Here is an 11,713-nt window from a genome sequence, read left to right as displayed (position 1 = left end):
CGGCCCAGCCGTTTGGGCAACAGATACAAAGACCCTAGAGCGGGGGAAGTGTTACCGGAAGAAAGAAGAAAAAATCAGATGCACCAAATATAGCAGCATCTCCCTATTTAACAGATAGCTTCAACCCAGAAAAAAGTGCGATTACGGCCCCCAACGCAAAATTTCTATGCGAACGTTCGCAACCCCCGCGTTCAGCATCCCCACTTGCTCGGCAGCGCATCGGGAAAGGTCAATGATTCGGGACGGTTTCCATGGCCCACGGTCGTTGATCCGGACAATGGTATGCAGCCCCGTGGTGCGGTTCATCACTTTCAGAATGGTTCCAAATGGGAACTCACGGTGGGCTGCTGTCAGCTCATCCTGCTGGAACGTTTCCCCGCACGAAGTCTTCCGCCCCTCAAACTTGTCGGCGTAGTAGCTGGCCTCCCCCTCAAGCTGGATGATGATCCCTTCTTCAAGAAATAGAGTGTCGGGGGATACGGTGTCGGGAAGTAGAGAATCTAGAGTATCCGAAAGGAACAGCGTGTCGGAAGGGGCAAGAAGCGTGTCGGTCACGATGGGGCGTTCCTCGCTCACCTGCCACGTGCTATCGGCCGCTTCCTCCAACGCTTGCCCCTGAAGTAGAGATGGAAGCAGCAACCAGCCCAGAAACCCCAGCAACAGCAGTGGCGATAGCCATGCCCGCGTGGCTCCGTTGGATCTGTCGAAAAAGAAGCTGCGCACCGGCCACCTCCTTGCAACATGGTTTACAGCAAGCTGCTGATCTTTTTCCGCCGCAGGTAATCCACCACCCCTTGCACCCGCTGCGAATCCCCCCGGTGGCAGATCAGGAGCGCGTCGTCGGTGTCAATCACAATCAAATCTTTGATCCCCACCGTGGCGATCATCTTCCCTGCGGTTCGGATGAAGCTGTTGCTGGTATCAATCGTGATGACATCCCCAACAATGGAGTTCCCGTTGTTGTCCTTGCGCGACAAGCGGTAGGTCTCGTCCCAGCTTCCCACATCGCTCCAGCCGAATTCGCACTGGGTTACATACACCCGCCGGGATTTTTCCATGATGCCGTAATCAATCGAGATTGGCGCGATCTGGCCATAGATATTCTCCAACTGATCGGCGTAATAATCGGAGCCAATGGCGGCGTGGATGGACTCCGCCTGCTCCATCAGCTCCGGCAAGTGCTGCTGGAATTCCTCGATGATGGTATCCACCCGCCACGCAAACATTCCGCTGTTCCATAAAAAATCGCCGCTTTCTAAAAACTCTTGGGCGGTGGTCAGGTCCGGCTTTTCGGCGAAGGTTTTCACCGGGCGCAGGCCCTGCTCAAAAAAACGGTTCGCTTGGTCGGCACGGTCCAGCCATTGGATGTAGCCGTAGCCGGTCTCCGGTCGGGTGGGGGCGATTCCCATCGTGACAAGGCACCGCATCTCCTGGGCGGCTTCGCAGGCAAGCCGCAATTTCTGCTGGAACTCCCCAACATTCTGGATCCAATGGTCGGCCGGAAGCACCACCATCACCCCTTCCGGGTCCCTGTCGCGAAGGATCGTGGCCGCCAATGCTACGCAGGGCGCGGTGTTCCGCCCGAACGGTTCGGCAATAATATTCTCCCGAGGAATCTGCGGCGTTTGCTGGTGGATCGCCTCCACCTGGCTTCGGTTAGTGACGATGAAAATATCCTGGAACGGAACCATCGGCTGAAGCCGCGCCACCGTGTTTTGGATCATTGTCCCATCGCCAAGGATGTGGAGAAGTTGCTTCGGGCTGGCCTCACGGCTTTTGGGCCACAAACGTGAGCCAACGCCGCCGGCCATAATCACTGCGAAAATTTTCATCGGGAGGGCTCGATTACTGGTTTCAGGGACTGATGTCAGGTTGATGTCTGTTGAGAGAAAGGTTCTTGGGGGAATCCGCTGCGTGCTCACCAATTGGCGGCAATGCGCGGGACCCGTGCCGAGACGTTCGTACAGATTTCGTAGGGGATGGTCCCGGCAGCCTCGGCAAGCTGGTCGGCACCAATCTGGCGGTTCCCGCTGCGGCCAATCAGCACCGCAGTCTCGCCAGGTTGAATTCGGGAATCGGGTCCCAAATCCACCATCACTTCATCCATGCAGATGGTCCCGACAACGGGGAAGCTGCCGCCGGCAATCAGCACATTCAGGTTGTTGGTCAGCGTCCGCATCAGTCCGTCGCCATAGCCGATTGGGAGCGTGGCAATCTCGGTTTCCTGCTTTGTGAAATACCGCCGCCCGTAGCTGACCGATACTCCGGCGGGGAACCGCGTGACGTTGGCAACGCGGGTGTGCAAGTGCATCACCGGAAGCAAGCCACTGCTGGCATGGCGCGATTGGGTGGGGTGGTAGCCGTACAGCGACAACCCCGGGCGAACCACCGAATAATGGGAATCAGGGAAATTGAAGATGCCGCCGCTGTTCGCCAAATGAACGTCGCGGAACCGGAAGCCGGCATCGGTTGCTTGGCCAAGCGTGGTTCGGAAAATTTCGATTTGCTGAAGGGCGAACGGGTTTTCCGGCTCATCGCTGGTGGCGAAGTGGCTGGCAAAACCGACGATATTCAGCTGCGGCAACGTTGCGATCAATCGAAGCAGCTCCACCGCGTCGTTGGGGCGTGCGCCGTTGCGCGCCATGCCGGTGTCAACAAACAGGTGGACGTTCACCGAAGCTCCAATCGGGGTGGATTCGGCAAGCTGCGTGGCCATTCGTTCGTTGCTGACCAATGCCTCCAGCCGGTGCTGGCCGTAGGCCGCCATGCTTCCCGGAATCGGGGGGCCCAGCACCACAATCGTTCCTTCAAGCCCCGATTGCCGCAGCCGCCGCCCTTCCTCAACATTCGCCACCCCGAACAGATCAATCCCTTCATCAAGAAGGACCGGAACGGAGAGTTCGGTGGAGTGGCCGTAGCAGTTGGCTTTCACAACGCCCATCACCCGGGTTGTTGGCGGAATCGTGCGCCGGATAACGCCCAAGTTGTTCCGCAACGCGGCCCGATCAATCATTGCGCGGGTTGCGCTCATTATCCCCCCCTCCGTGGCGGGTTCGGTTCCGGGCCCGGCAGCTTCTGGTCGGCAAGGGTTCGGAGCATTTCCCAGCTGTACAATCCCCACTGATGCCCGTCCTCCCAAATGATCTGCAACTGGCGGCTTCCAATCAGCACCAGCTCCCGGATGGTGGTCATGGATTGGGTAAGCAGGCTGCGTCCGTTCGTTGGAATCAAGTGTGCGTTGGAACGGCAGTTTGTGCAAGGGCAATGCTGGCGGAGTAAGGTTGTGGAAATGGTTGACGTTGTTTCATCCTGCCACCGGATGGCAAGCAGTTCGGGGGAGGGCTGCTCAAAATTGAGTGGATGCACGCTGGTTGGGCCTTAGAAAATCCGTTTCCGTTCGGTGGGTTGCACCGCCACAATCCCGATTGCCAGCAGTGAAATGGCCGCCAACACCGCCGACAATCCAGCCGGATAGAACCCCGCGCCATCGGCGAAGTAACGGAACCCAAAGTAGCCGCCAATCGCAAGCGAAAGGAGCAGGCAAAGCATCATGGCACGGCGTGAGCCTTTCTGCATGGCAAGGCCGTTAATCAGCAGCAGCAATCCGCCGGCGGCGCCAATCAGCAACGCGACCACGGGGTCCCCCTGAATGTAGCCAACAATGCCGCCAATGATAGAAAGAAGTCCAAAAAGGAGTTGATAAAGGGCTGCGGTTCTCATAAGCCGCAAAGTTACGGGAACGGTATCCATTTACTTTCCCGAAATTTTGCAACAGATAAAGCTGCATCCCGGCTCCCCAAAACCCTCCGCGCCGGCCCATTTGGATTGCCCAGCCGTTCCGGCAGGGAAGGGAGAGGCGGGGGGCTAACCTTCCGGCCCCAGCAGCCCCGCACGTACGGCGAAAAAATCGCGGGCTGGGCGAACGTCGTGGGCGCGAATGATGGACGCGCCGTTGGCAACGGCAATCTGGTGGGCGGCTAAGGTCCCGAACAACCGCTGGTCCGGCGGAACCCCGCCCAGCAATCGGCCAATGAACGCTTTCCGCGACGCGCCCACCAGCAACGGAACCCCCAACGCCAGCAGCTGGCGATGCTCCCGAAGCAGCTGGCAGTTCTCCGCAAATCCTTTCGCGAACCCGATTCCGCAATCGGCCACAATCTGCCGGACCCCCGCTTCCCGCGCCAGCGCAATCCGCCCGGCCAGCCACGTGCGGACTTCGGCAACAACGTCGTGGTAGTGGTGCTCGGCTGCGGGGCGGTGGTCGTGGGGGTTGTGGCCGTGCATCAGGATGTAGGGAACGCCGGCGCGGGCCGCAACGCCCCAGATTTCCGGGTCATGCTGGCCGGCACTGACATCGTTGATGATTGCTGCGCCAGCCGCCACCGCCGCCGCCGCAACGTCCGGCTTCATGGTGTCAATGGAGATAATGGCATCGGGGCGGTTTCGCAGAATCCCCTCAATCACCGGAATCACCCGTCGCAACTCTTCTTCGGGAGCGACGGCTTGGCTTCCGCTTCCGTAATCGGCCCCGGGCGGGCGCGTTGACTGGCCGCCAATGTCCAGAATATCAGCCCCTTCCTCCAGCAGTCGCAGCCCGTGCGCAACGGCATCATCGGCGCGAAGGAACGCCCCGCCATCCGAAAAACTGTCCGGCGTGACGTTCACAATCCCCATGATGCACGGCACGGCACTGCCAGGCCGCCCTGCCGGTGGCGACGTTTCTGGCGACGTTTCTGGCGACGTTTCTGGCGACGTTGCCAGCAATGGTGCTGAAAAAAGCTGCTGAAAGAGTTGTTCCGCCAAAAGCATTTCTTTGGGTTGAACGTTGGTGGGTTGGTGGTTGGTGGAGTGTTGCCGCAGGGAAATGGTGGCAAACCGTGGGAAGCGGATGCATGGCCGTTCAGCCAGCACGCTCAGCGTTTACGCGCCCAGTTCCCCTGCATCCTCCACGATAACCGGGCATTGCAGCGTGTTGGCGATGTAGCAAGCCTTGTGGGCGGCATGGTGAAGTTCGTGAAGCTGCTGCGGGGTGGGCTGGGTTCCCTGAAATTGGATCTGGGGCCGCAGGGCAATGCGGGTGAATCGGGTTGTGCCGGTTTCATCGCTTTCCAGAATGCCGTGTGCGTGGTCCTTGTAGCTCTCCACAATCAGCCCTTCCTGTGCTGCCAGCCATAAGAACCAGAGCATATGGCAGCTGGAGGTTGCGGCCACCAATGCTTCTTCGGGGTCAACGGCGTTCGGGGATGAGAAGGGTGGGGGAACCGATAATGGAGAGGCGGAGGCGGGAACCACCACCCCTCCATCAAAGGTCCATTCATGCACGCGGCTGTAGCGGTTGTCGGCGAACGTTGCGCCGTTCCGCTCCCATTGGATTGTTGCCGTGAAGGTCTCAGTCATCGGTCAGTTCAGCCATTGGTTGTGCTATCGTACAATTACCAGCCCGGTTGTTGCGCTTTCCCCTTGCTCGGTGCGGAGCCGCAGGCGGTAGCTTCCTTCGGGAAGGGTGCTGCAATCAACGCGAACCGATTCGCGACCCTTCACTTCCCCTTGGAATGGAGTTGCCACGCGCTGGCCCATGCTGTTGAACAGCTCCACCCGAACGTCCGCCCGGTCCGAAGGGGTGCGAATCTCCACAAACGTCCGGCTGGCGGTGACGCTCGGGAATGCGGTGATGGCCAAATCGGTGGCGTATTCTTCGCCAGGTGCTGCCGATGCGTTGCCGGCTTGGACGGAGTACCACATCGCTTTCGTGGTGCGTTGGTCAATGGTTGCCGTGAAGAATTTGCCGCTGCGGGTTGCTTGAATCGGCGTTCCGTCTGGCATTCCTTCGGCATCCAGTGGGGTGATTGTAAGATTGGTGATGGAGGTGTCCAGCGTGAACGTGAGTGTTGCGCGGACGGGATCAATCACCATTGGCCCTGCGCCCCACTGCGAAGCGTAGGTGGTGTCAAGCCAGACCATCCCGGTTGGTTCGGTGCGGCTGGCAATCACCAGAAGCGATCGTCCCGCTTGGTCCAATTTTTTTGTTGGATCGTTCGGGACCCACAGGAAGGTGCTGGTCTCGTTGCCACTTTGCAGGTCAATCTCCAAATTCTTCAGGATGATGTTTTCCGAGCGGCCCAAATATCCGGTTGCCCCTTGGACCCGTGGAGCGTTCAGGCTAAGGTCGTAGGTGGCGGTTCGCCAGTTGATTTCGCGGGTGTCGCTTATCAGCTCGCCGTCGGCAACCTGTGGGTAGCCGATGTCGTTGGCTTGGGTGGGATACTCGGCGTTCAGCGAGTCGCTGACCACGCGGTTAATGGTCATCATGTACCCGTTGAAGCTCCCGGGAACGCCATACACCGACCACTGGTTCTCCATGCGTGGCATCAGCTGTACGTTCCCCACGGAGCGTTGTAAGCGGATGGGGGAAGTGGAGGGGGCAATGGCAAAGTTCCGGTAGAACTGCGAAGCTGCCGGAAGGAGCGCGTTCAACACAGGGTTTTTGGCGATGGAGTAATAATCCAAGCTGTCAATGGTGTTCCCGCGGAGCAGTGGATTGCTGGCATTGGCGAAATACCCCCACATCACCCCGTCCCAATCTTGCAGCGAAGAATACGCGGGAAGATAGAGCATGGACTCGGCTTGGTAGCGGTTGGGGAACGGGTGGGAAAACAGTGCCATGTAGGGCTGGTTCTGCAATGCGTTCATGGTAAGATTGTACAGCGGGCCGGCGTATCCCAGGTTGTGCAAGTAGGAGTAGTTCCGGATACGCCACTTCTCTCCATCCAAATTTTCGTTGTAGTCCCATCCAGCTTCCGACAAACCGAAGTCCATCTTCTGCTGGGCTGGCGTTTCCATGAAGTTGCTGGCCCAGAAGTAGCTGGCTCCGCTGATCGGCTGGCGCACGCCAACGGTTTCGGCAAGGTAGCGTTTCACATCCTCGAAATAGCTTTGCTGCAGGTCCAGATAGAAGGCCGATTGGTCTTGGATCCGCTTGCTGCTCAGGATGTAATTTGCACCATTATTCCAGGGAACCCGGGCGATGGTGGCGTTCTCGATTGCCTCCCCAGAAAGCAACCCGGGGGCAATTGCCGGGCGCAGCTTGATGTCGTCGAAGCTGATGTCGTCGTTGGTCGCGCCAAAGTAAAACCCTAGCACCGCCGGCGCGTTGGTTCGGATCGGGCAAAGGAAGTACACGGTGTCTTCCTTCCAATATGGATTGATCGTGGCCTGGCGCGACAGCCCAACGCCAGCACCATCGCTTGATTGGGAACCAGCAATCAACATTGCCGTTCCGTTCGGGTTGCTGGTTTTGGCTTTGTAGGTTAGCATGTACAAGGTGTCGAACCCAACCTGCACAAGCTGCCTCATGTAGGCCGTATAAATTCCTCCCGAGCTGTTTCTTACCCGCAGCGTCAGGGCATATTTTCCGTTGGGGACGCTGTCGCTGGTCAAGATTTTGCTGATCGTCGTCTCGTTGTAGGCATTGATGTCCCACACGCGGTCAAAGTCCCCTTCAAAGCTGGATTCTTCCGTACGATTGGGGAAGCCACCTTGCGGCGGGGTCATCGTCCATGCGGTGTTCAGCACGTTGGTGGACCCGTATCTTGCTTTTAGATAGTCCGCAAACAACGTGTCCAGCCGGCGGCTGTGGTGGTAGCTGAAGGAGTACGTGCTGGGGTTGTGGGTGATATAATTCGCCCGCCAGTACGGGATCAACCCACCTTGCTTGTGCAGCTCGACCATGGCAACTGCCGGGTCGTTCTTGTAGGCGACGTTGGTCCAGGGGTTCACCCGTTCCATCAACAATCGGGCAATCAGTTTGTGAGTTGCTTTGGCTTCTGGATAGAGGTAGTTGAAGCCTAAGCCGTAGTAGAGCGCGGAATCGGCCAGCCACCCAAGCCCATCTTCGCGGCGTGGTGCGCGGGCCGCTTGCACGGTTAGCGCGGTGTAGATTCCCCGCTGCTTCAGCTGGTAGATAAACCAATCCAGCTTCCGCATCTGCACTTCGTTGATGCTGCGGAACCCCGTGGTGGCGTCAAGGACGGAATAGACTGCGGCCCAATCGTAGGAGAAGTCGAAATACTCAAACTTCACAAGGTTCACCCCAAGTTTCCGCAACCGTGCGGCCATCACGATTGCATTGGCACTGTCGGGCAGGCAGGCGGTAAGCTGCATTGTCACCCCGAAGAACCGTGCAGGCGTGCCGTCGTCGAACACGAACCCGCCCTTGCCATCATTCTTCAAAAAACCATGCTGCCCAGCCGGACCTTGCGGCAGCTGTGGCAGATAGGGGCTGGCAGCGGTGTCAAGAATGCTGCTGTTGTACGGTATCCCGTTGGTGATGCCAATTTGCGATTGCACGGCGGTGGCGGCGGCAAACAGCAGCAGCCCAGCAGAGAGGACGGCACGGAGTAATTTGGTTCTCATCGGTATGTTGCTCCTGGCCACACTGGTGTGGCCGGCTGGATAGAGTTAGCAGTTGGTCAGCAAGGCGGATCCGTTGGAAACGGTGGCGCAAGATAGAGAAACCAAGCGCGTCTTGCCAGAACCCAGCCATAGTATCCTGAACAATTTATTCATCATCATGCATCACCGATGAATCTTCCCAACCGCTACCGCCAGCACTACCGCCGCCACGCCGCCACCATTGCCGAACGATTGCAGCAGTTCCAGCAGGTCCCCGAAACCGAGTATCTAATGGAGCTTTGCTTCTGCTTGCTTACGCCCCAATCCAAAGCCGAGCACGCCCAGAAAGTGATGGCGCGGCTGATGGAGCTTGGGTTCCCCGAAACCGAGCTTGACCCCACGCCAATCCTTCGCGACCCGGCCCACTACATCCGTTTCCACAATCAGAAAGGGGAGCGATTGCGGCGGGTGGCCGCCCGCCGCCAGCAGATCACCGACCAGCTGGCAAGCAGCGAACCAACCCAAGCAAAACGGGAGTGGCTGGTGAAGAATGTGAACGGGTTAGGATGGAAAGAGGCCTCGCACCTGCTGCGGAATATCGGCCACCTGGACCTTGCCATTATTGACCGCCACATCCTGAAGCATATGCTTGGCTGCGGTGCAATCGCCGAAATCCCCGCCACCATCGGAACCCGCCGAACGTACTTGCAGCTTGAGCAAGCATTCTTCCACCTTGCCGAATCCTTCGGCCTGCAACCGCAAGAATTGGACCTGCTGTTCTGGAGTTTGGAGGAGGGGAGTGTGAGGAAATAGGGGATGGAGAGCTGAGGAACGCCACACCCCCAACAGGGACCGCCACAGACCCTAACCAAACAGATCCCGCGCCCCCTTCATTGTCAAAATATCCTCCCCTATCTTTGCCCCATGAACAAGCAAACCGTTTCGCTGCATACGCTGGGGTGCAAGCTGAATTATGCCGAAAGCAGCACCATTGCCGAACGCTTCCGCCGTGAAGGGTTTCGGGTGGTGGAGTTGTCGGAAGGGGGGGACGTTGTGGTCATCAACTCCTGCACCGTCACCGAAAACGCGGACCGCGAATGCCGCCAAGTGATCCGCCGCGCCTTGCGTGCCAACCCAGATGCCTATGTGATCGTCACCGGATGCTACGCCCAGCTGAAGCCGGAAGAAATCGCCTCGATGGATGGCGTTGACATGGTCCTTGGCTCGGCAGAGAAGTTCCAGATTTTTGAGCATTGCGGCCATTTCCAAAAAGAGGCAACGCCCCGAATTGCCGTTGGCGAAATTGCCGAGGCAACCGGATTCGGCCCGGCATTCACCGGCGAAGGGGACAGCCGCACCCGCGCATTCCTGAAGGTGCAGGATGGATGCGATTACAACTGCGCCTTCTGCACCATCCCGCTGGCACGTGGCGGAAGCCGCAGCCAACCAATCCAGGAAGCCTTCCGCCAGGCGTGCCAACTGGTGGAATCGGGCTATCAAGAAATCGTTATCACCGGGGTGAACGTGGGGGAAGGGGAGGGCGAGTCGTTTCTGGACTTGCTGCGGCGGCTTCACGAGGTGCCACGGTTGCAGCGGCTGAAAATTTCCTCCATCGAACCAAACCTTCTTACCGATCCCATCATTGAGCTTGCTTCGGCCAGCGACCGGATGCTCCCCCATTTCCATATCCCGCTGCAAAGTGGATCGGATCAAATTTTGGGAAAGATGCGCCGCCGCTACCGCAGCAGCGTCTATCGCGACCGCGTTGAAACCATCCTGCGGCTGATGCCCCACGCTGCAATCGGCGTTGATGTAATTGTGGGATTCCCCGGCGAGACCGAGGAGCATTTCCAAGAAACCTACTCCTTCCTGAACGAGCTTCCGATTGCCTACCTTCACGTGTTCACCTACAGCGAGCGGCAGAACACGCCGGCGGCGGAGTTGGCGGAGCGCATCCGGTGGGGAACGCCGCGACCGCACCCGAAGGCTTCGCATCCTTTCCGAAAAAAGCGGAGTTTGCTGCGACCCACGGGACATGATCCGCCGGAATTGGACCTGGCTTGTTGGAGCCTTGCTTCTTGCCTCCTGCGTTTCCAAACCGATGGAGCAGAAGGGAAGTGGAGGCCCGGCTGCTGAATCAATCCAGACGACCTCCGTCGCCAAACCGCCCCAACCTTCCACCACTGCCGCTGCTGCTGGCGAATCTCTGCCACCGCTTCGCGCACGCCTTGCCGCCCATATTGATTCGCTGGCCAATGCAGGGGGAACTAACAGCCGCGTGGTGTTCACCCGGGGAAACCAGTGGAGCGTTGGCTACATCTTCCGCCAGCTGCACGCCTTGCGCGTTGCGGTGCGGCTTGACACGTTTGGCACGCCACGGCGCAACGGAAAGGATGGACGGCTGGCCAACGTGGTTGCCGTGGTGCCGGGGGCAACCGATTCCGTTGTGATCCTTTGCGCCCACCTTGATGCCTCCGCCAGCCGCGACCCAGGATGGAAAGCCCGCTGGGAGACGGCCCCGGCCCCCGGCGCAACCGACAACGCATCGGGGATTGCGGCGTTGATTGAGGTTGTCCGCAAGGTTGCCGCCGCGCAACCACGCTACACCCTGATTGCGTTGCCAGCAATGCCGAAGAAAAAATCCTGAGTATGCCGGGCATCATCACGGAAGCCGTGCGGTTGCCAATTGGTTGCGGCGGAAGGAAGAAGGTTCGCGGCGTGGTGGTGATGGATATGGTGGGATGGTCGCCCAACCATGCCCCAGACAATGCTATTTGCCGATGCGCGATCCGCCCCTGGCCGCGCTGCTGCGGAAGCTGAACGATTCGCTGAAAACGGGGCTGGCGATCGCAGACAATCGCACCATGCCGCCACAGCGATAATGAGTCGTTTGCCAACGCTGGCTTCCCGGCAGTCCTCTTCATGGAAAGCTGCACCCCGTGGCGTGCAACGAGTTTGTCCCCGCAACCCCACCTACCACACCCGCGACCTTCCACCCACGGTGAATTTGTCGGTGACAGAAGGAGTGGTGGGTTGGTACCAATTCGTCGGGGGAAGGAAGCGGCTGACGAAGATCGGGGTAGCGGCTTCCGACCTCCGTCGGGATTAATAACAGGTCTTTAGCCTGCCGAGGATAAGGAATGAAGATTAGCGTAAGGCTAAAGACCTTCGGCTACCTTCAACGACTGCATCGGGGATGCTACATTTCCCTGGGGGGCATCAGAGTGGCAAGGAAAAAGTAGATTTGCCGGCATCATCAAGTAAGGCTATTTCACAGGAGGTCAGCATGGCGGAACAGATTTCACCAACCCAGAAAAACCAG

At 58.7% G+C, this 11,713-nt stretch carries 11 protein-coding genes; 3 read left to right on the top strand and 8 right to left on the bottom strand.

Features of this window, described 5'->3' with window-relative positions; all coding sequences use genetic code 11:
* Positions 1–141: 141 nt before the first annotated feature.
* The 8 genes from IPM61_00055 to IPM61_00020 form a co-directional block, all read right to left on the bottom strand.
* A complete protein-coding gene (locus IPM61_00055) occupies positions 142–723 on the bottom strand; it encodes a septal ring lytic transglycosylase RlpA family protein (GenBank protein MBK8909699.1) in 582 nt (193 codons plus the stop codon).
* Between the two features lie 23 nt (positions 724–746).
* A complete protein-coding gene (locus IPM61_00050; protein ID MBK8909698.1) occupies positions 747–1,832 on the bottom strand; it encodes a mannose-1-phosphate guanylyltransferase in 1,086 nt (361 codons plus the stop codon).
* Between the two features lie 86 nt (positions 1,833–1,918).
* Complete coding sequence (alr, locus tag IPM61_00045) at positions 1,919–3,031, bottom strand: alanine racemase (protein ID MBK8909697.1); 1,113 nt, start codon at positions 3,029–3,031, stop codon at positions 1,919–1,921.
* Positions 3,031–3,366, bottom strand: a complete 336-nt coding sequence (locus tag IPM61_00040; protein MBK8909696.1) for a DUF971 domain-containing protein — start codon at positions 3,364–3,366, stop codon at positions 3,031–3,033. Before IPM61_00040 ends, alr begins: the two co-directional genes overlap by 1 nt.
* Positions 3,367–3,378: 12 nt before the next feature.
* Positions 3,379–3,720, bottom strand: coding sequence for a hypothetical protein (locus tag IPM61_00035; protein ID MBK8909695.1), 342 nt, complete (start codon positions 3,718–3,720; stop codon positions 3,379–3,381).
* Between the two features lie 144 nt (positions 3,721–3,864).
* Entirely contained in the window at positions 3,865–4,803 is a 939-nt protein-coding gene (gene folP / locus IPM61_00030) for a dihydropteroate synthase (GenBank protein MBK8909694.1), read from the bottom strand.
* Between the two features lie 117 nt (positions 4,804–4,920).
* Entirely contained in the window at positions 4,921–5,397 is a 477-nt protein-coding gene (locus IPM61_00025; GenBank protein MBK8909693.1) for an OsmC family protein, read from the bottom strand.
* 24 nt (positions 5,398–5,421) lie between these two features.
* Positions 5,422–8,412 (bottom strand): hypothetical protein, encoded by a 2,991-nt coding sequence (locus tag IPM61_00020; GenBank protein MBK8909692.1) that lies wholly within the window; start codon positions 8,410–8,412, stop codon positions 5,422–5,424.
* Positions 8,413–8,580: 168 nt separating this feature from the next.
* Between IPM61_00020 and IPM61_00015 the strand changes: the two genes are divergently transcribed.
* From IPM61_00015 to IPM61_00005, 3 genes are all read left to right on the top strand, one after another.
* A complete protein-coding gene (locus tag IPM61_00015) occupies positions 8,581–9,204 on the top strand; it encodes an N-glycosylase (GenBank protein ID MBK8909691.1) in 624 nt (207 codons plus the stop codon).
* Positions 9,205–9,315: 111 nt separating this feature from the next.
* Positions 9,316–10,527: a tRNA (N(6)-L-threonylcarbamoyladenosine(37)-C(2))-methylthiotransferase MtaB gene (mtaB, locus tag IPM61_00010; GenBank protein ID MBK8909690.1), complete on the top strand. Its 1,212-nt coding sequence runs from the start codon at positions 9,316–9,318 to the stop codon at positions 10,525–10,527.
* Complete coding sequence (locus IPM61_00005) at positions 10,493–11,038, top strand: M28 family peptidase (protein MBK8909689.1); 546 nt, start codon at positions 10,493–10,495, stop codon at positions 11,036–11,038. Before mtaB ends, IPM61_00005 begins: the two co-directional genes overlap by 35 nt.
* Positions 11,039–11,713 lie beyond the last annotated feature (675 nt).

It is taken from the genome of Chlorobiota bacterium, from assembly GCA_016710285.1.
GTDB lineage: Bacteria > Bacteroidota > Ignavibacteria > OLB7 > OLB7 > OLB7.
This window is presented reverse-complemented; position numbering and strand designations above follow the sequence as displayed.